The sequence below is a fragment of the Neisseria sp. P0017.S009 genome, assembly GCF_051957375.1.
Classification (GTDB): Bacteria; Pseudomonadota; Gammaproteobacteria; order Burkholderiales; family Neisseriaceae; genus Neisseria; species Neisseria perflava.
On the sequence record NZ_JBQCWL010000003.1, the window covers coordinates 229,824 to 253,381 of the forward strand.

27 protein-coding genes are annotated in these 23,558 nt (G+C 51.8%); 13 read left to right on the forward strand and 14 right to left on the reverse strand.

Annotation, left to right across the window (positions count from 1 at the left end):
- Nucleotides 1-92: 92 nt before the first annotated feature.
- From ACTHTG_RS05485 to ACTHTG_RS05530, 10 genes are all read right to left on the reverse strand, one after another.
- The gene (locus tag ACTHTG_RS05485) at nucleotides 93-266 is read right to left on the reverse strand and encodes a hypothetical protein (RefSeq protein WP_004519151.1); all 174 of its coding nucleotides are present in this window, start codon (nucleotides 264-266) and stop codon (nucleotides 93-95) included.
- Nucleotides 267-278: 12 nt separating this feature from the next.
- A complete protein-coding gene (locus tag ACTHTG_RS05490; RefSeq protein ID WP_004519152.1) occupies nucleotides 279-857 on the reverse strand; it encodes a sigma-70 family RNA polymerase sigma factor in 579 nt (192 codons plus the stop codon).
- A gap of 142 nt (nucleotides 858-999) precedes the next feature.
- Nucleotides 1,000-1,686, reverse strand: a complete 687-nt coding sequence (locus tag ACTHTG_RS05495; RefSeq protein ID WP_004519153.1) for an HvfC family RiPP maturation protein — start codon at nucleotides 1,684-1,686, stop codon at nucleotides 1,000-1,002.
- Complete coding sequence (locus ACTHTG_RS05500) at nucleotides 1,676-2,518, reverse strand: HvfB family MNIO-type RiPP peptide maturase (RefSeq protein WP_440360572.1); 843 nt, start codon at nucleotides 2,516-2,518, stop codon at nucleotides 1,676-1,678. Before ACTHTG_RS05500 ends, ACTHTG_RS05495 begins: the two co-directional genes overlap by 11 nt.
- 86 nt (nucleotides 2,519-2,604) lie before the next feature.
- Nucleotides 2,605-2,877 carry a hypothetical protein gene (locus ACTHTG_RS05505; protein ID WP_049333024.1) on the reverse strand — a complete coding sequence of 91 codons (273 nt, stop codon included), beginning with the start codon at nucleotides 2,875-2,877 and terminating at the stop codon, nucleotides 2,605-2,607.
- Between the two features lie 98 nt (nucleotides 2,878-2,975).
- Nucleotides 2,976-3,425, reverse strand: coding sequence for an HvfX family Cu-binding RiPP maturation protein (locus ACTHTG_RS05510; RefSeq protein WP_308538575.1), 450 nt, complete (start codon nucleotides 3,423-3,425; stop codon nucleotides 2,976-2,978).
- Between the two features lie 223 nt (nucleotides 3,426-3,648).
- Nucleotides 3,649-5,958 carry a DNA helicase RecQ gene (gene recQ / locus ACTHTG_RS05515; protein ID WP_308538576.1) on the reverse strand — a complete coding sequence of 770 codons (2,310 nt, stop codon included), beginning with the start codon at nucleotides 5,956-5,958 and terminating at the stop codon, nucleotides 3,649-3,651.
- A 216-nt stretch (nucleotides 5,959-6,174) separates the two neighbouring features.
- On the reverse strand, nucleotides 6,175-6,510 hold the full coding sequence (locus tag ACTHTG_RS05520) for a zinc ribbon domain-containing protein YjdM (protein WP_004519157.1): 336 nt from the start codon (nucleotides 6,508-6,510) through the stop codon (nucleotides 6,175-6,177).
- A gap of 59 nt (nucleotides 6,511-6,569) precedes the next feature.
- On the reverse strand, nucleotides 6,570-6,908 hold the full coding sequence (locus ACTHTG_RS05525) for a hypothetical protein (RefSeq protein WP_004519158.1): 339 nt from the start codon (nucleotides 6,906-6,908) through the stop codon (nucleotides 6,570-6,572).
- On the reverse strand, nucleotides 6,905-7,033 hold the full coding sequence (locus ACTHTG_RS05530; protein WP_440362636.1) for a hypothetical protein: 129 nt from the start codon (nucleotides 7,031-7,033) through the stop codon (nucleotides 6,905-6,907). The genes ACTHTG_RS05525 and ACTHTG_RS05530 overlap by 4 nt, the downstream gene beginning before the upstream one ends.
- A gap of 319 nt (nucleotides 7,034-7,352) precedes the next feature.
- On the opposite strand from ACTHTG_RS05530, the gene ACTHTG_RS05535 reads away from it, so the two are divergent.
- A complete protein-coding gene (locus tag ACTHTG_RS05535; RefSeq protein WP_107792279.1) occupies nucleotides 7,353-8,309 on the forward strand; it encodes a DUF2167 domain-containing protein in 957 nt (318 codons plus the stop codon).
- 65 nt (nucleotides 8,310-8,374) lie between these two features.
- Here ACTHTG_RS05535 and gltX read toward each other — a convergent pair whose 3' ends face one another.
- Nucleotides 8,375-9,769, reverse strand: a complete 1,395-nt coding sequence (gltX, locus tag ACTHTG_RS05540; RefSeq protein WP_107768607.1) for a glutamate--tRNA ligase — start codon at nucleotides 9,767-9,769, stop codon at nucleotides 8,375-8,377.
- A 1-nt stretch (nucleotide 9,770) separates the two neighbouring features.
- Between gltX and ACTHTG_RS05545 the strand changes: the two genes are divergently transcribed.
- The 3 genes from ACTHTG_RS05545 (at nucleotide 9,771) to ACTHTG_RS05555 (ending at nucleotide 11,392) form a co-directional block, all read left to right on the forward strand.
- On the forward strand, nucleotides 9,771-9,932 hold the full coding sequence (locus tag ACTHTG_RS05545; protein ID WP_440362637.1) for a hypothetical protein: 162 nt from the start codon (nucleotides 9,771-9,773) through the stop codon (nucleotides 9,930-9,932).
- Nucleotides 9,929-11,023 carry an ABC transporter substrate-binding protein gene (locus tag ACTHTG_RS05550; RefSeq protein WP_107792280.1) on the forward strand — a complete coding sequence of 365 codons (1,095 nt, stop codon included), beginning with the start codon at nucleotides 9,929-9,931 and terminating at the stop codon, nucleotides 11,021-11,023. The genes ACTHTG_RS05545 and ACTHTG_RS05550 overlap by 4 nt, the downstream gene beginning before the upstream one ends.
- Before the next feature lie 117 nt (nucleotides 11,024-11,140).
- Nucleotides 11,141-11,392: a hypothetical protein gene (locus ACTHTG_RS05555; RefSeq protein WP_070826712.1), complete on the forward strand. Its 252-nt coding sequence runs from the start codon at nucleotides 11,141-11,143 to the stop codon at nucleotides 11,390-11,392.
- 70 nt (nucleotides 11,393-11,462) lie between these two features.
- Here ACTHTG_RS05555 and ACTHTG_RS05560 read toward each other — a convergent pair whose 3' ends face one another.
- Nucleotides 11,463-12,119, reverse strand: coding sequence for a YdcF family protein (locus ACTHTG_RS05560; protein WP_107792281.1), 657 nt, complete (start codon nucleotides 12,117-12,119; stop codon nucleotides 11,463-11,465).
- A 25-nt stretch (nucleotides 12,120-12,144) separates the two neighbouring features.
- Nucleotides 12,145-12,504 (reverse strand): arsenate reductase (glutaredoxin), encoded by a 360-nt coding sequence (gene arsC / locus ACTHTG_RS05565; RefSeq protein ID WP_004519164.1) that lies wholly within the window; start codon nucleotides 12,502-12,504, stop codon nucleotides 12,145-12,147.
- 169 nt (nucleotides 12,505-12,673) lie between these two features.
- On the opposite strand from arsC, the gene ACTHTG_RS05570 reads away from it, so the two are divergent.
- The 6 genes from ACTHTG_RS05570 (at nucleotide 12,674) to ACTHTG_RS05595 (ending at nucleotide 18,824) form a co-directional block, all read left to right on the forward strand.
- On the forward strand, nucleotides 12,674-13,156 hold the full coding sequence (locus ACTHTG_RS05570) for a TlpA disulfide reductase family protein (protein WP_049349226.1): 483 nt from the start codon (nucleotides 12,674-12,676) through the stop codon (nucleotides 13,154-13,156).
- 247 nt (nucleotides 13,157-13,403) lie between these two features.
- A complete protein-coding gene (gene ftsE / locus ACTHTG_RS05575; RefSeq protein ID WP_003681151.1) occupies nucleotides 13,404-14,054 on the forward strand; it encodes a cell division ATP-binding protein FtsE in 651 nt (216 codons plus the stop codon).
- Nucleotides 14,051-14,968 carry a permease-like cell division protein FtsX gene (gene ftsX / locus ACTHTG_RS05580; protein ID WP_440360573.1) on the forward strand — a complete coding sequence of 306 codons (918 nt, stop codon included), beginning with the start codon at nucleotides 14,051-14,053 and terminating at the stop codon, nucleotides 14,966-14,968. The genes ftsE and ftsX overlap by 4 nt, the downstream gene beginning before the upstream one ends.
- A gap of 194 nt (nucleotides 14,969-15,162) precedes the next feature.
- Nucleotides 15,163-16,416 (forward strand): UDP-N-acetylglucosamine 1-carboxyvinyltransferase, encoded by a 1,254-nt coding sequence (gene murA / locus ACTHTG_RS05585; protein ID WP_049335701.1) that lies wholly within the window; start codon nucleotides 15,163-15,165, stop codon nucleotides 16,414-16,416.
- Nucleotides 16,417-16,543: 127 nt separating this feature from the next.
- The gene (gene metG / locus ACTHTG_RS05590) at nucleotides 16,544-18,601 is read left to right on the forward strand and encodes a methionine--tRNA ligase (RefSeq protein WP_049335699.1); all 2,058 of its coding nucleotides are present in this window, start codon (nucleotides 16,544-16,546) and stop codon (nucleotides 18,599-18,601) included.
- A 28-nt stretch (nucleotides 18,602-18,629) separates the two neighbouring features.
- Nucleotides 18,630-18,824, forward strand: a complete 195-nt coding sequence (locus ACTHTG_RS05595) for a hypothetical protein (protein WP_003747785.1) — start codon at nucleotides 18,630-18,632, stop codon at nucleotides 18,822-18,824.
- A gap of 108 nt (nucleotides 18,825-18,932) precedes the next feature.
- Here the strand turns inward: ACTHTG_RS05595 and rsgA are convergent, their stop codons facing one another.
- Nucleotides 18,933-19,799 carry a ribosome small subunit-dependent GTPase A gene (gene rsgA / locus ACTHTG_RS05600; protein ID WP_004519172.1) on the reverse strand — a complete coding sequence of 289 codons (867 nt, stop codon included), beginning with the start codon at nucleotides 19,797-19,799 and terminating at the stop codon, nucleotides 18,933-18,935.
- Nucleotides 19,800-19,950: 151 nt separating this feature from the next.
- On the opposite strand from rsgA, the gene ACTHTG_RS05605 reads away from it, so the two are divergent.
- From ACTHTG_RS05605 to ACTHTG_RS05615, 3 genes are all read left to right on the forward strand, one after another.
- Nucleotides 19,951-20,568, forward strand: a complete 618-nt coding sequence (locus tag ACTHTG_RS05605; RefSeq protein ID WP_049335840.1) for a tellurite resistance TerB family protein — start codon at nucleotides 19,951-19,953, stop codon at nucleotides 20,566-20,568.
- A 99-nt stretch (nucleotides 20,569-20,667) separates the two neighbouring features.
- Nucleotides 20,668-21,588, forward strand: coding sequence for a patatin-like phospholipase family protein (locus ACTHTG_RS05610; protein ID WP_049335697.1), 921 nt, complete (start codon nucleotides 20,668-20,670; stop codon nucleotides 21,586-21,588).
- 108 nt (nucleotides 21,589-21,696) lie between these two features.
- Nucleotides 21,697-23,553 (forward strand): ribonuclease catalytic domain-containing protein, encoded by a 1,857-nt coding sequence (locus tag ACTHTG_RS05615; RefSeq protein ID WP_049335695.1) that lies wholly within the window; start codon nucleotides 21,697-21,699, stop codon nucleotides 23,551-23,553.
- The last annotated feature ends 5 nt before the right edge of the window (nucleotides 23,554-23,558 follow it).

The following is a 23,558-nucleotide window of genomic DNA, read 5'->3' on the forward strand; positions in this document are numbered from 1 at the left end:
CCATGGCTTATTCCAAGTTAGCAATAAATAAAGCAGATGCAAAAAGGCCGTCTGAAACTGACAGGGGTAGGTTTCAGACGGCTTTTTTTGAATCATCGAAACAACTTATGCATGGCATTGCTAATTAATTCGAGCTGTTTCTTATATTCGCGGCAACGGGGGCAGAGCGACAGGTGGACGGCAAGGGCAATGCGGTTAAAAAGACTGAGATGCACTTGGTCTTGCTGTTTGGAAATCAGATCGGTTATTTTGCGGCATTTTTTCATGGCGTTTTCCTGTCAGGCATGGGAGAACCATTTGATTTGCAGGCACTGGCGCAAGGTTTCGCGCGCACGGTGCATGATGGTGTAATAGTTGGCATGGCTGATGCCGCATTGTTCGCGGATTTCATCGCTTGAAAAGCCGAGAATCTCTTTCATGGTAAACACGCGGGCGGTGTTTTCCGGCAGATGGTAGAGGCAGGTCTGCAAAACTTGGTAGAACTCTTTATTGTTCAAACTGGCTTCGGGCGAGTCCCAACCCTGAGGCTGTCCTTCGTCCGTCCAATGCCCGTCGGCGGCAAAATGTCCTTCAAAGGCTTCATCCAAGGCTTCCTCGTCGCGCGTGATGAAAACTTGGCGTTGCCGTCCGATTTGGCGCAGGCAGTCGGTAATTTTGTTTTTTAAGATTGCAAACAGCCAGCTGCTCACTTGGGCGTCGCCTTTGAAACCCTCGGCCGCACGGTAGGCAGAAAGCATGGTTTCCTGTACGAGGTCTTCCGCCAAATCGGGGCGGTCGGGCAGCTGGATATGGGCAAAGCGCAGCAGCAGTTTGCGGGATTCGGCAAGCTCGGCATCGGTCAGTTCGGGTAGGGCCATAATGTATCAGTATGAAATGAATGATCAATATACTTTTGATTTTACGCTGATACGGCAAGAGCATGCGATTGAATCTATAAACGATTTCAGTAGTATTTTTGTTTCGCCGAAACCGACTGCACCCGTTTCAGACGGCCTTGATTTATGCCGCAACCAAAATGCCCTGTTCCAACCATTCCGTCCATTTTTGCCTTAATGCGTCCTGCCAAGCGTTTTCAGACGGCATGAACTCTGCCAGCATGGTCTGCAGGCCGTTTAGGGAAGTGGGCGTTTCTGCCAGCGTTTCCAGCAATAAGGCATCGAAATCGTCGAGCGTTTGGTACATCACGTCATCTTCCTTATCGCGCCACACCAAAACAGCAGTTTCCGCCTCCTGCAATTCGTCCGTCACGTCATACTGATAACGGCGCACAAAGGCGGCGGGAGAAAGGGTGTAAGCCAAATCGTCTGAATCGGCATGGGTTGTTTGGCTATCGGTCTGAGCGGTTTCGGCGAGCAGCTGGGTGTGTTCAAAGTCCATCAATGCCAAGAGGTCATCTGAAAGCGGCAGGCTTTGGCAATATTGGAGGAACTCGCCGGGGATTTCTTGAAAATAGGGCGTTTGAGCGCGCGCGTTGCGGACGAAACCTTCTTTCAGACGGCCCCATTCTTCGCTGTCAAAGTATTGCAGCGTTTCGGTATAACAGCGGTCGATAAAGCTGTGAATATTGTTGCGTATCAGTCGGATATAGACATTCAACCGCTCTTGCGGCAATCCGTCTGCGGCTTTGCCTTCGCGTATGGCTTGGGCAAAGCGGTGTTGGTATTGGGCGGAGGTTTCAGGCTGCATGACGGTATTCCTTTCTGGCACGCATTTGATAGTCGGCGATTTTAGCGACTTCGGCTTCAAGTTCGGCAAAAGGCGGGAAATTGAAATCGCGTTCCAACAGGGTGGGCGGGATGGTCGGCAGTTTGGCATAGGCGAGTTCGAGTAAATCCCAAACGGTCGGCAAAACCGCCGCGCCATGCGTATCAATCAACAATTCCGGCGTTTCGACGTCATGTCCGGCAATGTGGATATAGCACACGCGCTCTGCGTCCACATTTTCCAAAAAGGCTTCAGGCGACAACAGGCCATGGTTGACGGCGTTGACATAAATATTGTTCACATCCAAATGAATACCGCAGTCGGCTTCACGGGCAACCGCGTTGAGGAACTCGACCTCATTCATCTCGGCAAGCGGAGAATGCAGGTAGTAGGAGGTGTTTTCTACGGCAATGCGGCAGCCCAACCGGTCTTGCACTTCGCGGATACGCCGCGCTGTATGTTGCACCATTTCTTCAGTGAAAGGCAGCGGCAACAAATCGTAAAGATGACCGCCGTCGTGGCAATAGCTCAAATGGTCGGAGAAAAACGTGCAGTCATAACGGAGCATCATTTCTTTGATTCCGTCTATCAAGGCGGTATCCAGCGGGGCTTGTCCGCCCAGCGACATAGATAATCCGTGCAACGCCAGCGGCAGCCGTTCCGCCACGCGGTCAAACTGTTTGCGCGCCCTGCCGCCCATTTTCAGCCAGTTTTCGGGGGCGGCTTCGATAAAGCGTATCGGGCTGTCGTCTGAAAGCGAGAGGAAGTCTTCCGCCAAGTCGCGGCGGTAGCCCAAGCCTGCATGTTGAATCATGGTGATGTCCTGTTATGGTGCCGTATGAACGACAAAGTCGCATTTTCGTTTATAAAATGCGACTTTGTTAAAGGTATATTGCAGGATTATTTAGAACCGCATTTACCTTCGCCGCATTTGCCTTCTACTACTTTGGCAGCTTTGGCTTTAGATGCTTTGCCTTTTTTGGCGTGTGCTTTTTTCATAGCTGCGCCGCAAGAACCTTCACCGGCTTTGGCAGCCGCGCCGCAAGTACCTTCGGCAGCTTTAACAGTTTTCTCAACGGCCACGTCGCTGGCAGCTTTATCAGCGGCAACAACACCGGCAGCCAAAGACAGGGACAGTGCACCGGCCAGAGCAGCAGCTACATTTTTTTTCATTTCAACTTCCTTTTTAAAATATGGGTTTTAAAACAAATCAAGGGATAATATCGGGCATTTAAAGTCGGCCCGCGACCATTAATCCTGAAAGATAATCCTTAAAGAAAATACTTGATGCGGCAACAGCGTTTCTTCAGCAGGGCATCCAAAGACAGACGGCCTGCGCCCTGCAATAGGACAGGAAATAAAACAACCAAATAAATCAGTGCCATTTTATAACCATTGTCGCACACATTGTAACCCAAGCCGGCATGTACCGCAGACCATGCGACAGCCGTTACGACCATCAACCCCAACGCAGACAGCCGCGTTGCCAAGCCGACAATGAGCAGCGCAGGCAAAACCAGTTCCGCCCACATGGCCAAATTCCAGTTGACCGTATCCGACAACAAATTGAACGGAAAGGGAAATTGACTGTTTATTTCTGCAAACCAGTTTTCCCCGTTCCATTTTTCCAAGCCGGATTCAAGAAATTCATACGCGGCAAAAAGCCTGAGTGCCAACAAGCCGAAAGCAGCCTGCCAAGAGGGGTTGGATGAGGTGTTCATTTATTTTCCTACTCGATGTGTGTCGAATGGGATGGGACGAAAAATCAATCGGCACCATCCCATATTTCATGCCTGTTTAGACGCGGCAGCTTTAAAAAACTGACAAAACAAATAAAGTTATTTTCTTATTTATTGTTTTATAAAGATTAAAAATTCAAAAAGGCCGTCTGAAACGCCATGCTTGATTGGGTTTCAGACGGCCTTTGATGATAATCGCGGTCAATTAATCCGCTTGTTTGCACAATTCGACAATTTCCGCACCGTATTTATCAGTTTTCTCCACACTCATGCCGTGGATTTCCGCCAGCTCCGCCAAATCCTGCGGCCGTCGGGCGGCAATCGCGCGCAGTGTGACTTTGCTGCATATCTGATAAGCTTCGAGGCCCTCATGGCGGGCAGTATCGATGTTCCACTGAAGCAAACGGCGCATCAAGCGGCGTTTGCGTTTGTCCTCTTCGCTCAGGCCGTCTGAAAACGGGCGGCAGATGTTTAAAATGCCCTCGCCGTATTGTTCGATACGTTTTTCGCCTAGTTTATACACGCCTAAAAGGTCGATGGGTTCGGCAGGCGTATTAGTCAGCAAATCGTCCATGCTTTCGTTGGAGAATACCGTACCCAGCGTTACTTGGTCGGCACTTGCCTGCTGCTCGCGCCAAGTTTCCAAAGCGTGTTTTAAGGCCTGTTCGCGCTCGCCCAAGCTGTGGATAACTTGTGCGCTGTCTGTGGAAACCGTACCGGCTTCAGTCGTTTCGCAAACGTCGAGTATCTCCAAACCGAATTTATTGATTTTCGCCTCACCCAAGCCGTAGATTTGATGTAAATCTTCCAAACTTCGGGGCATTTTTTCGACAATATCGCGCAGGGTTTTGTCGCCGCAAACCACATAGGCCGGCACTTCCTCTGCCCGGGCACGTTGTTGACGCCATTGGCGCAATGCCTGCCACAAACGCTCTTCGCGCTCGGTGCGCAACCAATCGTCTTTCGGCTTTTGGGTGGCCGTTTTTTCGCGGCGCAGGGGACGCAACATGACTTCGGTTTCGCCCTTGAGGACTTTTTTGGCCGCTTCGGTCAGCTGCAAGGCTTGATGCTGCTCGACGTTGACGGTGAGATAGCCCAAGCTGATGCACTGGCGGATGACACTGCGCCATTCCTTGTCAGTCTGTTCGCTGCCGATGCCGAATGTGGATAACTTGTCATGGCCGTTGCGCAGTATCCAATCGTCGCTTTTACCGCGTAAAAGGTTGGTGATGTAACCGGCGGCAAAGCGTTGTCCGGCGCGGTACACGCAGCTGAGTAATTTTTGCACCAACACCGTGCCGTCAAACCGCACGGGCGGATGCAGGCAGTTGTCGCAATGGCCGCAGGGTTCGGATTCTTCGCCGAAATGTTTGAGCAGCAGTACGCGGCGGCAGGCGGCGGTTTCGCAGACGGAAAGCATGGCATCGAGTTTTTGCATTTCGATTTGCTTTTGCACCTCGTCGCTGTTGCCTTCGGCAATCCGTTCGCGCAGCAACACCCAATCGTTCAAGCCGTAACACAGCCAGCTCACGGCAGGCAGACCGTCCCGGCCGGCGCGCCCCGATTCCTGATAGAAATGTTCGACACTTTGGGGCATATCGAGATGGGCGACAAAGCGCACGTCGGGTTTGTCTATGCCCATGCCGAACGCCACGGTCGCCACCACGATAATATTGTCTTCATGCGTAAAGCGGCGTTGGTTTTCCTCGCGCACGTCCATGCTCAAACCGGCATGATACGGAATCGCCTCCAAGCCATTTTCACACAAAAACTGCGCCACATCCTCGACTTTTTTGCGACTTAAACAATACACAATGCCGCTTTGCCCATGCATCTGCTTGCGGATGAAATCCAGTAATTGTTTTTTACCATTATTTTTTTCGATAACCTGATAATAAATATTCGGGCGGTCAAAGCTGGAAATAAATTCGGGCGCATTGTCCAAGTGTAGATAATGCTTGATGTCGGCGCGCGTGGCCGCATCGGCGGTAGCGGTCAGGGCGATGCGCGGGACGTTCGGATAGCGTTCGGCAAGCATGCCGAGCTGTTGATATTCGGGGCGGAAATCGTGTCCCCATTGGCTGACGCAATGCGCCTCATCAATGGCAAACAGGCTGACGGTTTGTTGGTCGAGAAAACGCAAAAAGCGGTCGGTAACCAAGCGTTCTGGTGCGACATAAAGCAGTTTCAGACGGCCTTGGGCAAGCTTGTCGGCAATCTCGCGCGCCTCATCTGCCGATGTGCTGCTGTTGACTGCCGCCGCTTCAATCCCGGCCACATGCAGGCTGGCTACTTGGTCGTTCATCAGCGCAATCAGCGGCGATACGACAACCGCCACGCCTTCGCGCATCAGCGCCGGAATCTGGTAACACAAAGACTTGCCCCCGCCCGTCGGCATCAGCACCATCAAACTCTCGCCGCCGGCCAAAGCATTGACGATAGCCTCCTGCTTGCCACGAAATTCGGGATAACCGAATACTTCGTGCAAAATCTGTTTGGAGGTCGGCTGAAGCATAATGGTTCCGTAGAATAGGGGAAAGCGTTATTTTAACGGTTTTACACCCGCGTATGTGCGGAACATTTTGCCGCCGCTTTTTCAGACGGCCTGAAATTCAACTCTATTAAAGTTATTTAATTTTAAATAAAGATTTATTTTGTTTTAAATGAAATGCACAAAGGCCGTCTGAATCCTAATCTTCGGATTTCAGACGGCCTTTCAAAAATAAAATCTTTAGGCTTTTTTGACGAACTCAGATTTCAAGTTCATCGCGCTGCCATCGATTTTGCAACCGATATTGTGGTCGCCCTCTTGCAGGCGGATGCCTTTGACTTTGGTGCCTTGCTTGATGACCATAGAGCTGCCTTTGACTTTCAGATCTTTAATCAAGACAACCGTATCACCATCTTGCAATACCGCGCCGTTGGCATCTTTGACTTCCAAGGCATCATCGCTTGCAGCCGCAGCATCGGCCTCGTTCCACTCATGGGCGCACTCAGGGCAAACGTATTGGGCACCGTCTTCGTAAGTGTATTCGGAGTGGCATTTCGGGCAGGAAGGTAGGGACATGAGGTTTCCTTATAAATATGATAAAAGAAGCGTAAAACGCAAATAATACAATGTCTAAATTATTGATTCGCCTTGCTGCCGCCTACGCCGTAAACGGCATTCCAAGCCGCGTCCAACATTTGGCCGGCTTGTTGCAGCTTGGCATTTTGCTGCTCTTTCTGAGCCAAAGCCGTCTGAATTTCGCCTTTCAAACGGTCAATATCGGATTGTGCGGCCTGCAAACGGCGCTGCGCGCTTTCCAAATCACTTTGCAGGGAAATGATTTTGCTGTCGTTGCTGTTTTGCTCATGCAAAGCGGCACGGTAAACCGATTGGACGGACAGCAAACGGTCTTCCGCCTCACCGGCATACGCGGCAGCGGCGGATAACATCATCAGGGCAAGTAAGGTTTTTTTCATGGGTTTTCCTTTAAAGTTGTTTGATTTGTAAAGTAAAGCGCAGAGCCGATTTTTCCGCCGCCAAGTTTACATAATATGCTTGTTGGTCTTTGTTCTTGATGGCTTATTTTATCCAATCCGGACATTCAGGCTGCCGATAAAAGTTAATTCAATCGGCAGTTGTAACAGGCAGGCGGCTATTATTTTCTCATATTCTCCGCCTTATTCCATTATTTTCTGGTTTTATTATAAAAGGCCGTCTGAAAAATTTTCAGACGGCCTTTTTGAGTTTCACAATGATGGCTCTGCCTCTCGTCAAAAAGCTTTCCTGTATTTTTTAAATTACAGTCATATTTAAATATGTAAATATGATTTATTTATTGTAAAATTTACCCTTTAGTCATGCCGGAGCATATGGTGTTGCGGCTGTCTGCATCTTTTTAATTCTTCTTTCATGAGAACCCTATGATGAAAAGCAACCGTCTCGCCTATGCCGTTTTGGCAGCCCTACTATCTATCCAAACCCTACCGGCTTCTGCAGCCAACGCTGATACCGCTTCTGCCGTTGAGGCATCCGGGCAAGAAGCGCAACAAGCCTCAGACTCTATCGCAAACTACGTTGACGACCAGATCGTCCAAGGCCCAGCAACCGTTGATTTGGGCAATCAGGCCAAACTGAAACTGCCTGCAAAAATGGTCTTTGTGAAAAAAAATCGCGCCAATGCCATGATGAGGGAAGCAGGCAACGCCACAGACCCCAACCGCTACGGCCTGATTCTCCCCGAGTCGGAAAACGAGGACGGTGATACTAATTGGATGGTAGACCTAACCTTTACCGATTCCGGCTATATCAAAGACGATGATGCCAAAGAATGGGATGTTGAGGCCATGCTCGAGCAACTGAAAGAAGGCACCGAGGAACAAAATAAAGAGCGTGCCTCCCGCAACCTGCCGGAATTGGAAACACGCGGCTGGGTAGAAAAACCGCAATATGATGCAAAGACCCATCGTCTGATTTGGTCGATTGACGTTCTGAATAAAAACGAACCCGATCCCAATCCTGCCATCAACTACAATACTTTCCAGCTGGGACGCGAAGGCTATATTGAATTGACTATGATCACCGATTTGAAAAGCATAGATCAATACAAACCTATTGTGCAAGAATTGTTGGGTAATATCGAATTCAATGAAGGCAAGCGCTACAGTGATTTCAATGCCGCAACCGACAAAGTGGCTGAATACGGACTGGCTGCCTTGGTTGGCGGTATCGCTGCAAAAAAACTGGGATTATTAGCTTTGGTCGGCGCATTACTGGCTAAATTCGGCAAACTGATTATTTTCGGTGCTGTTGCAGCAGGCGCATTGTTTAAAGGCCTGTGGCGCAAAAAAGATAAAAATAAACTGAACGAAGAAGAATAAATAAATCCTGTTCAAAATAAAAAGGCCGTCTGAAACATTTCAGACGGCCTTTTATCATTCATGCCTTACGAACGGATCCGTTTCAACACTTCTTCTTTGCCGATTAATGCCAATACGGCATCGACGCTTGGGGTTTTTGCCGTACCGCAGACAGCGAGGCGCAGGGGCATACCGAGTTTGCCCATTTTGATGCCTTCTTCGTCGCAGAAAGGTTTGAAGAGATCGTGGATGGCTTCGGCGTTCCAGTCTTCCAGCCCTTCGAGGCGTTCGGCAAAGCGCAGCATACGGGCGGCGGCTTCGTCGTCCCAGTGCTTCTGCACGTCTGCTTCGGCCGGCGTTTGTTTGACGTAGAAGTAGAGGCACTCGTCGGCAAGTGTGTTCAGGTCTTGGGCGCGGTCTTTGACCAATGCCAACACGTCTTCCAAAGCAGGCTTGCTTGTTTCATGGATATCGCGCAGGGCGAGGCGCGGTTTCACCATTTCGGCCAGTTTTTCGTTGGCGGTGATTTTGATGTGTTCGCCGTTAATCCAGTAGAGTTTCTTCAAGTCCATACGGCTTGGGGATGGGGAAACGTCTTTCAAATCAAACCATTCGATGAATTGTTCCATCGTGAAGAATTCATCATCGCCGTGCGCCCAGCCCAAGCGTGCTAGATAGTTGAGCATGGCTTCGGGCAGGATGCCCATTGCGCCGAAATCGGTAATGGCAACGGTATCGCCGCTGCGTTTGGAGATTTTTTTGCCTTGTTCGTTGAGAATCATCGGCAGGTGGCCGTATTCGGGCAGGTTTGCGCCGATGGCTTTTAAGATGTTGATTTGTTTCGGGGTGTTGTTCACATGATCGTCGCCGCGGATAACGTGGGTAATGCCCATGTCGTAGTCGTCCACCACGACGCAGAAGTTGTAGGTCGGTGTGCCGTCGGCGCGGGCGATAATCAGGTCGTCGAGCGCTTCGTTGGGGATGGAGATTTCGCCTTTGACCAAGTCTGTCCATTTGGTCACGCCGTCCAAAGGCGTTTTGAAACGGACAACAGGTTGCACGTCGGCAGGGATTTCGGACAGAGTTTTGCCTTCTTCCGGACGCCAACGGCGATCGTACGTCGCCGTGCCTTCTTTTTCTGCTTTCTCGCGCATGGCTTCCAGCTCTTCTTTGCTGCAATAGCAGTAGTAGGCATGGCCTTTTTCTAAAAGTTCGGCGATGACTTCTTTATAGCGGTCGAAACGGCGGGTTTGGTACACGACGTTGTCGGCGTTGTCGTAGTTCAGGCCGACCCATTTCATGCCGTCGAGGATGATGTTGACGGATTCGGCAGTAGAGCGCGCCAAGTCGGTGTCTTCGATACGCAATAGGAACTCGCCTTTATGATGGCGGGCAAACGCCCATGAGAACAGGGCGGTGCGTACGCCGCCGATGTGCAGGTAGCCGGTTGGGCTGGGGGCGAAACGGGTTTTGACGGTCATGATGGCTCCAAAATCTTTTAAAACAGTTATTTTACTTTTTCGGCGTGGTTTAAACAATGTAAGGCCGTCTGAAAATAATGTCGGCGCAGAAGGACCGTCTGGGAACTTTTCTCCTGAAAACAAGACAAATGATAATTATTTCTTTGAAAGTATCCGCTCATGAACAAACGCGCTTTATTTACCGCCCTCGCCCTCCTGCCCCTTTTTGCCCAAGCTGAAATCAAAACTATCAAAGACGTATTGGGACGCGAAGTCAAAGTCGATGTCCCTGTCAAACGCGCGGTTTTGGCGTTTTACTATCCCGACTATATCGCGGTAACGGGTGCGGACAAATTTAAAAACGTCATCGGCATTTCGCGTGAGTTTTGGGAGAAATTCAATCCCGGCAGCTGGGCGATGTTCAAACAGAAGCTGCCTACGCTGCAAAACATTGCGGACATCGGCAACATCAGCACTGGCACGTTTTCACTGGAGAAAACGCTCGCGCTCAAGCCGGACGTATTGATTCTGGCCGACTGGCAGTATAAGGCCGTCGCCACCCACCTGCCGCGCATTAAAGCGGCAGGCATACCCGTCGTCGTGGTCGATTTCAACGCCGAAACCGTCGCGCGGCACACGCGCAGTGCGGAAATTTTCGGCGAACTCAACGGTACGCAGGCGCGCGCCCAAAAAATTGCCGCCGAATACGCCCGAGGCATTGCCGACATCCAAAAACGCGTCGCGCGCGCCAAGCAGTCCAAACCGAAAATCTATATCGAGTTCGGCGACAAAGGCCCGTCCGAATACAGCTACACCTTCGGCAAAGATATGTGGGGCGCGATTGCCGACACAGCAGGCGGCAACAATATCGCCGCGCCTTACGTTAAAAACTGGGGACCAATAAACCCTGAAAAATTCCTGACGTCCAAACCCGACGTCATCGTCATTTCGGGGACGGAAAACGGCCATAAAGACAAGCCTGGCATTATGGCGATGGGCATAGGCATCAGCCAGGCCGATGCGCAACGCCGCCTGGCCGGATTTGTCAAACGCAAAGGCTGGGCAGACATTCCTGCCGTCAAAAACAAACGCGTTTACGGCATCTACCACACCGCCTCCCGCTCGCTCACCGATTTGGCCAGCGCGCAATTTATCGCCAAAACCCTGTATCCGCAGCAGTTTGCCGACATAGACCCAAACAAGACCTATCTGGACTTCTACCGCAAATACCTGCCCGTCGTGCCGGACGGTACGTTTTACATCCGATTGAAATAGTGGCTGCAAAAATCATAGGCTCAGGCCGCCTGAAGATTCAGACGGCCTGAACATGCTATGCCGATAAAGATTTAATGAGTATAATTACTGTTCTTTCAACAAAATTACTGGGTACGTATGAACGGACAAAACCAAATCGACCAGCCTCAGGCTCCGGTCGTCAGCATCAAAGAATGGTTGCTAACAAACTTGATTTTGATGATTCCGCTAGTCAATATAGTTATGACGCTTGTATGGGCATTCGGCTCAAACACCAATCCGAATAAAGCCAATTATTTCAAGGCTGCCTTGATTCTGTTTGTCATCTATCTGGTACTGGCTGTAGCTGTAGTCATTTTTGGCAGTGCAGCTGCAAATCAATATCAATAAGTAAGCATACATTTAGGCCGTCTGAAACCTAAAAGGATTCAGATGGCCTTTTACATGGATTACCGAAGGCTCAACCACCTATCCAATTCCAAACCGCATCGCTCCATTTGCCGATACGGTAGAGAAACAAAGAATAGCTCTCCTGCATCAGAAACTTGGCTTTCTTGCTGCGCTCGTCAAAGCGCGTGGTCGGTGTGGCAGAGAACTGCGCGTCTGACAAGCCCAAATCGGCGGCCATTTCTTCGGCGCGAGCCAAATGATACGGGTCGCTGACAACGATAATGCTGCCGACTCCGTTGGCGTGCATGATGGGGACGACATTGCGCAGGTTTTCGTAAGTGTTGCGCGACGTGTTTTCAAACAGGATATTGTGCGCCGGTATGCCCTGCTTGAGTGCGTATCGGCGCCCCACTTCGGCTTCGGTCATAAATCCTTTTTTGGGCGTACCGCCGGTGAAAATGATTTTGCCGACCCGATGGCTTTGGTAGAGCGTGATGGCATGGTTGATGCGCTCACGGAATACCGGCGACGGGCGTTTGTCCCACGCCGCCGCACCCAACACCACCGCCGCATCGGCATGAGCGTCCTTCGGCAAGGTTTGCAAACCTGTCCGGTAAATCTGCCATGTGCCACTCAAAAAAATACCGCACACCAACAAAACGCTCAAAGCAAGGCCGCGAAATAGGTAGTATCGCAAGCCATTGCGGCTTTTAAGCAGGGAAATCATCTTCAGACGGCCTTATCCAACCCCGTCAGCCGAGTAGGGCGGCAATGTTTTCCAACGGACGGCCGATGGCTGCGCGCGTAGGCGTTACCAAAACGGGACGCTCGAGCAGGGCAGGGTGTTCGGCGATTGCCTGAAGCAGGGCGGCATTGTCCAAATCGGGATTGTCCAAACCCAATTCTTTGTACAAATCGTCTTTCGTGCGCATCATGCCGCGCACCGACTCGATGCCGAGTTTGGCAAACATATCCTGCAAAGTCGCCAAATCGGGCGCGGTATCCAGATATTTGACTACGTCGGCGGCAACGCCTTTTTCTTCGAGCAAAGCCAGCGCGGCACGCGATTTGCTGCAACGCGGGTTGTGATAAAGTGTGAATTCAGACGGCATGAAAGTCTCCGTATTATTGCAAAATCATTCAATGATGGCGGTTATTATCGTCTGCAACTGATTTTTACTCAAACTTTTTACTTGATATCTTGATACGAATCGGTAGGCATACCCACCAAACCGTTTTACAATAAACACAATTTCGATTGGCAACCTCAAGGATACAACCATGAAAGCCTTAACCGCCCTTCTACTGTCCGCCACCGTTTTTACCGCTGCGCCGGCCTTTGCCGCCGACGAAACGGCAGGTTGGCAGGACAACAAACCGCAAAGCCTGGAATCGCTCAAAGCCCCCGTGCGCGTGGTCAACCTTTGGGCAACCTGGTGCGGCCCCTGCCGTAAAGAAATGCCCGCCATGTCGGCATGGTACAAAGCGCAGAAAAAAGGCAGCGTCGATATGGTCGGCATCGCGCTGGATACCACTGACAACATCGGCAAGTTCCTAAAACAAACGCCGGTCAGCTATCCGATTTGGCGTTACACCGGCGCCAACAGCCGCAACTTCATGAAAGCCCACGGCAACAACGTCGGCGTATTGCCCTTTACAGTCGTTGAAGCGCCGAAATGCGGCTACAAACAAACCATCACCGGCGAAGTCAACGAAAAAAGCCTGACCGCCGCCGTGAATTTGGCCAAAACCAAATGTAAATAAAACAGCGGATAGGGTGCTTAACCTACGCTGATACCGAGGCCGTCTGAAACCCAACCGTTCAGACGGCCTTTTTCAAACCATGTTGTTTTGTGTTGCAAACCGGCAGTGTATCCACAGACAGAACCGGGGTTTCACTATCAAAAAGCAGCCGAAATATTTATAATCTGTGAATAACCCCATTTTTTCAGACGGCATGTTGCCCTATCGATGACGCCGGCCGTCTGAATCCCTATTTTCAGGAAAACCCATGATCCGTTTCGAACAAGTTTCCAAAACCTATCCCGGCGGTTTCGAAGCCCTGAAAAATGTCAGTTTCCAGATTAACAAAGGTGAGATGATTTTTATTGCCGGCCATTCGGGTTCGGGCAAATCCACCATTTTGAAGCTGATTTCAGGCATTACCAAGCCCACCAAAGGCAAGGTTTGGTTCAACAATCAAGACCTCGGCACCTTGAGCGACAATCAGATCGGCTTTATGCGCCAACATATCGGCATTGTCTTCCAAGACCACAAAATCCTCTATGACCGCAATGTCTTGCAAAACGTTATCCTGCCTTTGCGGATTAGCGGCTACCAGCCGCGCAAAGCGGAAGAGCGCGCGCGTATTGCGATTGAGAAAGTCGGCTTGAAAGGCCGTGAAAACGATATGCCCATCACTTTGTCCGGCGGCGAACAACAGCGTTTGTGCATCGCGCGCGCAGTGGTTCACCAACCCAGCCTGCTGATTGCCGACGAGCCGTCCGCCAGCCTCGACCGCGCCTATGCGCTGGATATTATGGAATTGTTTAAAACCTTCCATGAAGCAGGCACGACCGTGATCGTTGCGGCGCACGATGAAACGCTGATGGCGGATTACGGCCACCGCGTCTTGCGCCTGCAGAAAGGACGCCTCGCATGAGTATGATTCATTACATCTCGTTACACGTCGAATCGGCACGCGCCGCACTCAAAGAGCTTCTGCGCCAACCCATCGGCACGCTGCTGACCCTGCTCATGCTTGCCGTTGCCATGACCTTGCCGCTGTTTATGTATTTGGGCATCCAAAGCGGGCAAAGCGTATTGGGCAAACTCAACGAATCGCCGCAGATTACGGTTTATATGGACACCGATGCGGCGAATTCTGATGCCGATACGGTGAAAAACCTGCTCCAACGCGACAGCCGTATCGATAAAGTCCGCTTTATCAGCAAGCAGGAAGGTTTGGAAGAATTGCAGACCAATCTCGACCAAAACCTCGTTTCCATGCTCGATGGCAACCCGTTGCCCGACGTCTTTATCGTTACGCCCGACCCTGCCACTTCTCCAGATCAGATGCAGGCCATCTATAAAGACATTACCAAATTGCCGCGCGTCGAATCTGCAACCATGGATACCGAATGGGTACAGACCCTTTATCGTATCAACGAATTTATCCGCAAGATTTTATGGTTCCTCTCGCTGACTTTGGGCATGGCCTTTGTCTTGGTGGCACACAACACCATCCGCCTGCAAATCCTCAGCCGCAAGGAAGAGTTGGAGATCACCAAGCTGTTGGGTGCGCCCGCTTCCTTCATCCGCCGTCCTTTCCTTTATCAGGCAATGTGGCAGAGTATTTTCTCCGCCGCCGTCAGCCTGGGCTTGTCGGCTTGGCTGCTGGCCGAAGTACGGCCGCTGGTGGACGCGATTTTCAAACCCTACGGCCTGAACATCGGCTGGCGTTTCTTCACATTTAGCGAAGTGTCGCTGGTATTCGGCTTCGTCATCGCGCTGGGCGTATTCGGCGCATGGCTGGCCACCACGCAACACCTCTTAGGCTTTAAAGCCAAAAAATAAGCCTTGGCAAACAGGCCGTCTGAACCATTCAGACGGCCTGAAATCTTATCCTTTCGCAACTTAAACAAACCTTGTGAAAATTTAATACTGCCAAATCTAACAGCAAGGGCATAATCCCTTATAATTGATGATTTATTATCATCTCATTTCATTTGTGCGGCATAACCGTGCAGACAAATAACGAAAGACATCCTGTGGACAAACTCAAAATCTCTGCCAACGGCCCCCTCAACGGCGAAATCATCGTATCCGGCGCGAAAAACGCCGCCCTGCCGCTGATGTGTGCCGGCCTGCTGACTTCCGGCACTTTACGCTTGAAAAACGTACCCATGCTCGCCGACGTCAAAACCACCCAAAAACTGCTGCAAGGCATGGGCGCACGCGTTTTGACCGACAACATCTCCGAATTTGAAATCAACGGCGGCACTGTCAACAACACCTGCGCACCTTACGAGCTGGTAAAAACCATGCGCGCATCCATCTTGGTTTTGGGCCCGACCCTCGCCCGCTTCGGCGAAGCCCAAGTCAGCCTGCCCGGCGGCTGCGCCATCGGTTCGCGCCCCGTTGACCAGCACCTCAAAGGCCTCGAAACCATGGGTGCGGAAATCACCATCGAACACGGTTACGTCAAAGCCAAAGGCCGTCTGAAAGGCACGCGCGTCACCATGGATGTCGTAACCGTAGGCGGTACTGAAAACCTGCTGATGGCGGCCACGCTCGCAGAAGGCACCACCATCCTCGAAAACTGCGCCATCGAGCCCGAAGTCGTCGATTTGGCCGAATGCCTCGTTAAAATGGGCGCGAAAATCAGCGGTATCGGTACAGCAACCATGACCATCGAAGGCGTAAAAGAGCTGCACGGCTGCGAACACAGCGTCGTTCCCGACCGTATCGAAGCCGGTACCTTCCTCTGCGCCGTCGCCATGACCGGCGGCAAAGTTGTCCTGCGCAATGCCGCACCGAAAACCATGGAAGTTGTGTTAAACAAACTGACAGAAGCCGGCGCCATCATCGAAGCAGGCGACAACTGGATTTCCATCGACATGCAACAACGCCCCAAAGCCGTGGACATCCGTACCGTCGTCCACCCAGGCTTCCCAACCGACATGCAGGCGCAGTTTATGGCCATGAACGCCATTGCCGAAGGCAGCAGCCGCGTGGTGGAAACCATTTTTGAAAACCGCTTCATGCACGTTCCTGAACTCAACCGCATGGGCGCAGACATCACCACCGAAGGCAACACCGCCTACATCAAAGGAGTAGAAAAACTCTCCGGCGCCGTCGTGATGGCAACCGACCTGCGCGCCTCTGCCAGCCTCGTCATGGCAGGCTTGGTCGCAGAAGGCGAAACCATCGTCGAACGCATCTACCACCTCGACCGCGGCTATGAATACATCGAGAAAAAACTTGGCGGCGTAGGCGCAAAAATCGAACGCGTACACGGTTGATCCCATACGCAGCCGATAAATAAAAGGCCGTCTGAAACACCGGCAATCGGGTTTCAGACGGCCTTTGCGTATTGTTTTGCGGTATAATTCCCGACATCTTTATCCATTGTTTTTAAAAGCACAAACCATGACACGCAAAATCCTTGTCACTTCCGCGCTGCCGTATGCCAACGGCAGCATCCACCTCGGCCACATGGTCGAACACATCCAAACCGACGTTTGGGTACGTTTCCAAAAACTGCGCGGCCACGAATGCTACTACTGCTGCGCCGACGACACCCACGGCACGCCCGTGATGCTTGCCGCGCAAAAACAAGGCATTGCGCCTGAAGATATGATCGCCAAAGTGCGCGAAGAGCACCTCGCCGACTTTACCGGCTTCAACATCGGCTACGACAATTATTACAGCACCCATTCCCCTGAAAACAAACAGTTTTCCCAAGACATTTACCGCGCGCTGAAAGCCAACGGCAAGATTGAGAGCCGCGTCATCGAGCAGCTTTTCGACCCCGAAAAACAAATGTTCCTGCCCGACCGCTTTGTCAAAGGCGAATGCCCGAAATGCCACGCCCAAGACCAATACGGCGACAACTGCGAAGTCTGCGGCACGACCTATTCCCCGACCGAACTGATCAACCCGTATTCCGCCGTATCCGGTGCCAAACCCGAATTGCGCGAATCCGAACACTTCTTCTTCAAACTGGGCGAATGCGCCGACTTCCTCAAAGCATGGACTTCCGGCAACAACCCGCACGACGGCAAGCCCCATCTGCAAGCCGAAGCCCTCAACAAAATGAAAGAATGGCTGGGCGAAGGCGAAGAAACCACCCTGTCCGACTGGGACATCTCCCGCGACGCGCCGTATTTCGGTTTCGAAATCCCCGACGCGCCGGGCAAATATTTCTACGTCTGGCTGGACGCGCCCGTCGGCTACATGGCGTCGTTTAAAAACCTGTGCGACCGCATCGGCGTCGATTTCGACGAATACTTCAAAGCCGACAGCCAAACCGAGATGTACCACTTCATCGGCAAAGACATCCTCTATTTCCACGCCCTGTTCTGGCCTGCCATGCTGCATTTCTCCGGCCACCGCGCCCCGACCGGAGTGTACGCACACGGCTTTTTGACTGTGGACGGACAAAAAATGTCCAAATCGCGCGGCACCTTCATCACCGCCAAATCCTATTTGGAACAAGGCCTGAACCCCGAGTGGATGCGCTACTACATCGCCGCCAAACTCAACAGTAAAATCGAAGACATCGATTTGAACCTGCAAGACTTTATCAGCCGCGTCAACAGCGACCTCGTCGGCAAATACGTCAACATCGCCGCCCGCGCGTCAGGTTTCATCGCCAAACGCTTTGAAGGCCGTCTGAAAGACGTTGCCGACAGCGCATTGCTGGCAAAATTGACTGCGCAAAGCGAAGCTATTGCCGAATGCTACGAAAGCCGCGAATACGCCAAAGCCCTGCGCGACATCATGGCATTGGCGGACATTGTCAACGAATACGTTGATGCCAACAAACCTTGGGAACTGGCGAAACAAGAAGGCCAAGACGCACGCCTGCACGAAGTATGCAGCGAGCTCATCAACGCCTTTACCATGTTGACCGCCTACCTCGCCCCCGTATTGCCGAAAGTGGCCGAAAATGCCGCCAAATTCCTGAATTTGGAAGCCATCACTTGGGCAAATACCCGCGAAACCTTGGGCGAACACGCCATCAACAAATACGAACACCTCATGCAACGAGTGGAGCAAAAACAAGTGGACGATTTAATCGAAGCCAACAAACAAAGCATCGCCGCCGCAGCCGCGCCTGCCGCCGAAGAGAGCAAATACGAAAAAGTCGCCGAACAGGCCAGCTTCGACGACTTTATGAAAATCGACATGCGCGTCGCCAAAGTATTGAACTGCGAAGCTGTCGAAGGCAGCACCAAACTCCTGAAATTCGACCTCGATTTCGGTTTTGAAAAACGCATCATCTTCTCCGGCATCGCCGCGTCTTACCCAAATCCTGCCGAATTGAACGGCCGCATGGTCATCGCCGTCGCCAACTTCGCCCCGCGCAAAATGGCAAAATTCGGCGTATCCGAAGGCATGATCCTCTCCGCCGCCACGGCAGAGGGCAAACTGAAGCTCCTCGACGTTGACGCAGGCGCACAGCCCGGGGATAAAGTGGGCTAAGGCTTATATCAAATCTTAAGGAGAAACCATGTTAAACCTTTCCGCTCCTGTACTTAAAGAAATCGAATTGCTTAATGATGCAGGTTTATCGGTTGGCGCTATTATTACAGTGTTGCGTCTGAAGTTTCCGGTAGAACTCCATGATCGGGAGGACAAACAAATTGAAGAAGCCGTGCTTCTCATGATCAATCCGCCACGAAAAGCACCTTCTCTTTCCCGCTAAGGTAGCGATACCGATTGAAAGGTAAATTTGGTTATGCTTCAACAAAAGGCCGTCTGAAACTTTCAGACGGCCTTTTTATTTATCCAAACGCTTATTTCCGTTAAAACTTTATTTCAATAATTCATCGGTAACGCGTTGCAGAAATTCGATACGCTCGGGTTTGGCTTTGCCTGATTCGGCAGCGGCTTTGACGGCGCAGCCGGGTTCGGCGCGGTGGGTGCAGTTATGGAAACGGCATTGGCCGATAAGGTGGCGCAGGTCGGGGAAGTATTGCAATAAATCGGCGGCTTGGAGATGGTGCAGGCCGAATTCTTGCAGGCCGGGGGAATCGATGAGTCGGGTTTCTGCGTTTAAATCGTATAGTTGGGCGTGGGTGGTGGTGTGTTTGCCGGAGTCGAGCGCAGTGGAAATGTCGCCGGTTCGGGCGGCTTGGTTGCCGAGTAGGGCGTTGGTCAGGGTGGACTTGCCCATGCCGCTTTGTCCGAGCAGGATGTTGGTTTGCCCTTCTAATATGGGACGCAGGATGTCGGCATTTTCCAATGCGTTGGTTTCGACCACGGAGTAGCCGAGGGTTTCGTAGAATTTGAGTTTCTCGCGCCATTGGGCGGTTTCGGGGAGGTCGGCTTTGTTGAGGACGATAACGGCGTCGATGCCGGCCGCTTCGGCTGCGAGGAGGGCGCGTTGCAACAGGGCTTCGCTGGGTGAGGGGCTGGCGGCGGTTACGATGAGCAGTTGGGTAACGTTGGCGGCAATCAGTTTGGTTTTCCACGCGTCTTGGCGGTAGAGCAGGCTTTCGCGCGGGAGGTAGTCTTCAATCACGACTTGGTCGCCGTTGATGGGGCTGATGCGGACTTGGTCGCCGCAGGCGAAATCGACGCGTTTTTTACGGGTGGTGGCGTCATATGTTTGGCCGTCGGGGGTGCGGACGATATAGCGGCGGCCATAGCTGGTAATGATTTGGGCGGTATCGGTCATGATGGGGTTTATTGTTTGGAATGGTGTGATTGTACCGAAAGTCGGCTATGGCCGTCTGAAAACTTGTTTGCACCTTTTAACTTTCTTTGGCTTGGTTTTTTGGTGTTTCTGCCCTATATTTGCAATGTATTTGTTTTCAGGAGATTTTTTTATGGATTTCAGTCAGTTGCTCAATCAGGTTTTGGGTGCGGCTCAAAAAGGCGGCAAAGCGGTGGCGGACAGCCCGCTCAATTCTTTCGGCGGCGGTGCGCTGACGGGTGCTTTGGCATCGATGCTGTTGAAAAAGAAAAACACGAAGAAGCTGGTAAAGGCCGGCTCGGTCGCTGCTTTGGGTTTTCTGGCTTATAAAGGCTATCAAAACTGGAAACAAAACCGCCAGCAGGACGAATTACCGCAAAGTGCGTTCCAACCTGCCGGTCTGATTGGTGAAAACCACAGCCGTGTGATTTTACAAACAATGATTGCGGCGGCGGCTTCAGACGGCCTGATTGACGATGCGGAACGCGCGGCCATCGAGCGTGAAAGCGGCAGTGATGCGGAAACGGCGGCATGGTTGCAGGCAGAATATGCGCAACCGGCCTCCATCGAGCAAATTGCCGCTTCGGTCGGCAGCGACGAGGCTTTGGCAACCGAAACTTATTTGGCGGCCCGATTGGTCTGCGCGGACTTGTCGCGCAAGGAAATCGTGTTCCTGAGCCGTTTGTCCCAAGCTTTGAATTTGGACGACCAACTGGTCGAAAGTTTGGAAAAACAGCTCGAATTGGCTTAAGCTTGATTTAAAAGGCCGTCTGAAACCTGATTTCAGACGGCCTTTCGACTTAATTTCAGAGTAGAATAACCCTTTCGACATATTAAAGGCTGTCTGAACATGAACAAACTTTTTTCCACATTCAAAACGTTTTTAGCCGCTTCGTCCGTCTTGGTATTGGCTGCCTGTCCGAGCGGCAACGCACCGCAATCCAAACCTTCTACGCAGGGTCAAAATACGGTTTCGCATACTGCACCCAAACCGAAAGCCACGGTTGCGCTGGCTTTGGGCGGCGGCGCGTCCAAAGGCTTTGCCCATATCGGGATTATTAAGGTTTTGAAAGAAAACAATATTCCGGTAAAAATCGTTACCGGTACATCCGCAGGCTCGATTGTCGGCAGTATGTACGCTTCGGGAATGTCGCCCGACCGCCTCGAATTGGAAGCAGAAATTTTGGGTAAAACCGATTTGGTAGATTTGACCTTGTCCACCAGCGGCTTCATCAAAGGCGAAAAACTGCAAAACTACATCAACCGCAAAGTCGGCAACCGTCCGATGCAGCAGTTCCCCATCAAATTTGCCGCCGTCGCGACCGATTTTGAAAGCGGCAAACCGGTGGTATTTAACGTAGGCAATGCCGGACAGGCCGTCCGCGCTTCTGCTTCGATTCCGAACGTGTTCCAGCCTGTCGTCATCGGCAACCGCAAATATGTAGACGGCGGCCTGTCGCAACCCGTACCGGTCAGCGCGGCGAAAAAAATGGGCGCAAACTTCATCATTGCCGTCGATATTTCCGCCCGTCCGGCCAAAAACGTCAGCCAAGGTATGTTCTCCTATCTTGACCAGACCTTCAACGTAATGAGTCAAACTGCGTTGCGCCAAGAATTGGGCCAAGCCAATGTGGTCATCAAACCGCAGGTTTTGGAGCTGGGTTCGGTTGGCGGTTTCGACCAAAAACAACGCGCCATCCAACTGGGCGAACAGGCCGCACGCGCCGCCCTGCCTGAAATCAAACGCAAACTGGCAACATATCAGTATTAAGTATCCGCCATTTGAACAGGCCGTCTGAAAGTATGTTTTTCAGACGGCCTTTCTTGTGCAAATCTGCTAAAATCACGCGTTTCCTACAAATCATAAAATCCTAAAAAAATGAATATCTTTTACGAAGAGTCCGGCCAATTCAAAGTTGCCTCCATCGTCCAAAAAAACGACGCCACCTACCAAGTCGATACCCAACACGGCAAACGCACCAAAGTGAAGGCAAACAATGTCTTTGCTGAGTTTGACGGCGATATGGCGGCATTTTTGGAGAACGCGCAGGCACAGGCGGCGGACATCGACACCGATTTATTGTGGGAAGTATGCGGCGAAGAGGAATTTACCGCCGAAGCCATCGCCGAAGAATATTATGGCCATGCGCCGACCAAAACCGAGCTGGCGGCGACTTTGATTGCACTCTACGCCGCGCCGATGTATTTCTACAAAAAAGCCAAAGGCGTGTTCAAAGCCGCGCCCGAAGAAACCTTAAAACAAGCGCTTGCCGCCATCGAACGCAAAAAACAGCAAGACGCACAAATCGACGCTTGGGCGGAAGCCTTGAAACGCGGCGAGATGCCGTCTGAAATCGCGGCGGATTTGAAAACCATCTTACACGCGCCCGACAAGCAGTCACTGACCTACAAAGCCTTTACCAAAGCCGCCGATGCATTGAAAACCTCGGCCTACGAACTGGCGAAAAAAACGGGCGGTATTACGTCCATTCCCCAATACCTGCAAGACGGGTTTGAAATCAAATATTTCCCAAAAGGAACAGGCTTCCCCGACCTTCCGCTTCCTGAAATGCCTGACTTGCCTAAGGCTGACGTTACCGCCTTTTCCATTGATGACGAATCGACCACCGAAGTCGATGACGCCTTGAGCCTGACCGACTTGGGCAATGGCATGAAACACGTCGGTATCCACATCGCTGCGCCGTCGCTTGCCATTAAACAAGGCGACAAAATGGAAAAAAACATCATGGAACGCTTAAGCACGGTTTATTTCCCCGGCGGCAAAATCACTATGTTGCCCGAAAACTGGATTGCCGCGTTCAGCCTTGATGCAGGCGCATACCGCCCTTCCATCAGCATTTATTTCGATGTAGATAGCGAGTTCAACGTCGGCGAGCCGACCTGCAAAATCGAAGCGGTCAACATCGCCGAAAACCTGCGCATTCAAACCATCGAGCCGCATTTCAACGCCGAAACTGGCTTGGACGAAGCAGGCGAAATGATGTTTGCCCACCATCAAGACCTGATTTGGTTCTATCAATTTGCCATCGCCTTACAAAAAGCGCGCGGCAAATACGAGCCCGACCGTGCGCCGCAATACGATTACAGCATCGAATTGGATGAGGAAGGCAACGTATCCGTTGTCCGCCGCGAACGCGGTTCGCCCATTGATACGCTGGTCAGCGAGATGATGATTCTTGCCAACAGCACTTGGGCACAAATGCTGGATGAAAACGAGCTGCCCGGCCTTTTCCGCGTCCAACCGGCAGGCAAAGTGCGCATGAGCACCAAATCCGAGCCGCACATCGGCATGGGCGTGCAGCATTACGGCTGGTTTACCTCGCCTCTGCGCCGCGCCGCCGACTACATCAACCAAAAGCAGCTGATCAGCCTGATCGACGACTCTGCCGAGCCACTGTATCAAAACAGCGATGCCGAGCTTTTCGCCGCGCTGCGCGACTTTGATGCCGCCTATACAGCCTACGCCGACTTCCAACGCCAAATGGAAGCCTACTGGAGCCTCGTCTATCTGCAGCAGCAAGGCACGAGCGAGCTGACGGCCACCATCCTCAAAGAAGACCTCGTCCGCATTGAAGGCCTGCCGCTGGTAACGCGCGCGACCGGTATTCCGTTTGACGCGCTGCCCAAATCGCAGGCATTGTTCAAAATCACTGAATTGGATGCCGAGAAGCAGTTTATCGCGCTCAACTATCAAAAAGCCGTTTTACCGGGTTGATAACG

Bases quoted from the DNA above. Each gene is read 5' to 3' on its own strand.
- ACTHTG_RS05485 (WP_004519151.1), bottom strand. From the start codon at position 266: ATGAAAAAATGCCGCAAAATAACCGATCTGATTTCCAAACAGCAAGAC.
- ACTHTG_RS05490 (WP_004519152.1), bottom strand. From the start codon at position 857: ATGGCCCTACCCGAACTGACCGATGCCGAGCTTGCCGAATCCCGCAAA.
- ACTHTG_RS05495 (WP_004519153.1), bottom strand. From the start codon at position 1,686: ATGCAGCCTGAAACCTCCGCCCAATACCAACACCGCTTTGCCCAAGCC.
- ACTHTG_RS05500 (WP_440360572.1), bottom strand. From the start codon at position 2,518: ATGATTCAACATGCAGGCTTGGGCTACCGCCGCGACTTGGCGGAAGAC.
- ACTHTG_RS05505 (WP_049333024.1), bottom strand. From the start codon at position 2,877: ATGAAAAAAAATGTAGCTGCTGCTCTGGCCGGTGCACTGTCCCTGTCT.
- ACTHTG_RS05510 (WP_308538575.1), bottom strand. From the start codon at position 3,425: ATGAACACCTCATCCAACCCCTCTTGGCAGGCTGCTTTCGGCTTGTTG.
- recQ (WP_308538576.1), bottom strand. From the start codon at position 5,958: ATGCTTCAGCCGACCTCCAAACAGATTTTGCACGAAGTATTCGGTTAT.
- ACTHTG_RS05520 (WP_004519157.1), bottom strand. From the start codon at position 6,510: ATGTCCCTACCTTCCTGCCCGAAATGCCACTCCGAATACACTTACGAA.
- ACTHTG_RS05525 (WP_004519158.1), bottom strand. From the start codon at position 6,908: ATGAAAAAAACCTTACTTGCCCTGATGATGTTATCCGCCGCTGCCGCG.
- ACTHTG_RS05530 (WP_440362636.1), bottom strand. From the start codon at position 7,033: ATGTCCGGATTGGATAAAATAAGCCATCAAGAACAAAGACCAACAAGC.
- ACTHTG_RS05535 (WP_107792279.1), top strand. From the start codon at position 7,353: ATGATGAAAAGCAACCGTCTCGCCTATGCCGTTTTGGCAGCCCTACTA.
- gltX (WP_107768607.1), bottom strand. From the start codon at position 9,769: ATGACCGTCAAAACCCGTTTCGCCCCCAGCCCAACCGGCTACCTGCAC.
- ACTHTG_RS05545 (WP_440362637.1), top strand. From the start codon at position 9,771: ATGGCTCCAAAATCTTTTAAAACAGTTATTTTACTTTTTCGGCGTGGT.
- ACTHTG_RS05550 (WP_107792280.1), top strand. From the start codon at position 9,929: ATGAACAAACGCGCTTTATTTACCGCCCTCGCCCTCCTGCCCCTTTTT.
- ACTHTG_RS05555 (WP_070826712.1), top strand. From the start codon at position 11,141: ATGAACGGACAAAACCAAATCGACCAGCCTCAGGCTCCGGTCGTCAGC.
- ACTHTG_RS05560 (WP_107792281.1), bottom strand. From the start codon at position 12,119: ATGATTTCCCTGCTTAAAAGCCGCAATGGCTTGCGATACTACCTATTT.
- arsC (WP_004519164.1), bottom strand. From the start codon at position 12,504: ATGCCGTCTGAATTCACACTTTATCACAACCCGCGTTGCAGCAAATCG.
- ACTHTG_RS05570 (WP_049349226.1), top strand. From the start codon at position 12,674: ATGAAAGCCTTAACCGCCCTTCTACTGTCCGCCACCGTTTTTACCGCT.
- ftsE (WP_003681151.1), top strand. From the start codon at position 13,404: ATGATCCGTTTCGAACAAGTTTCCAAAACCTATCCCGGCGGTTTCGAA.
- ftsX (WP_440360573.1), top strand. From the start codon at position 14,051: ATGAGTATGATTCATTACATCTCGTTACACGTCGAATCGGCACGCGCC.
- metG (WP_049335699.1), top strand. From the start codon at position 16,544: ATGACACGCAAAATCCTTGTCACTTCCGCGCTGCCGTATGCCAACGGC.
- ACTHTG_RS05595 (WP_003747785.1), top strand. From the start codon at position 18,630: ATGTTAAACCTTTCCGCTCCTGTACTTAAAGAAATCGAATTGCTTAAT.
- rsgA (WP_004519172.1), bottom strand. From the start codon at position 19,799: ATGACCGATACCGCCCAAATCATTACCAGCTATGGCCGCCGCTATATC.
- ACTHTG_RS05605 (WP_049335840.1), top strand. From the start codon at position 19,951: ATGGATTTCAGTCAGTTGCTCAATCAGGTTTTGGGTGCGGCTCAAAAA.
- ACTHTG_RS05610 (WP_049335697.1), top strand. From the start codon at position 20,668: ATGAACAAACTTTTTTCCACATTCAAAACGTTTTTAGCCGCTTCGTCC.
- ACTHTG_RS05615 (WP_049335695.1), top strand. From the start codon at position 21,697: ATGAATATCTTTTACGAAGAGTCCGGCCAATTCAAAGTTGCCTCCATC.